This window comes from Bradyrhizobium sp. LeoB3 (assembly GCF_055456055.1).
Window position 1 is genome coordinate 1 of the sequence record NZ_JBVBEF010000499.1, and the last position, 211, is coordinate 211.

At 62.1% G+C, this 211-nt stretch carries 1 protein-coding gene; it reads right to left on the reverse strand.

The annotated features are described in order from the left end of the window. Window positions 1-46: 46 nt before the first annotated feature. Window positions 47-205, reverse strand: a complete 159-nt coding sequence (locus tag ACZXDY_RS46820; RefSeq protein WP_464350148.1) for a Lar family restriction alleviation protein — start codon at window positions 203-205, stop codon at window positions 47-49. Between the last annotated feature and the right edge of the window lie 6 nt (window positions 206-211).

Here is a 211-nt window from a genome sequence, read left to right on the forward strand (position 1 = left end):
ACCGGAGGAATGCGCCGTTTCTCGGGTTCTTGACCGTCATTCCGGATCATCCCGCGCTGGTGCGCCTGTTCCAGCGTTCAGTCGCCTGAGTGACCGTCGGTGCCGTCGGACCAAAGGCCGCGCACCTCTTGCACACAACGTACTTTGGCACGAGATCGCTGTTGACCCAAATGTCAGCGCTTCCGCAGAACGGGCAGGGAAGCAGTGCGGC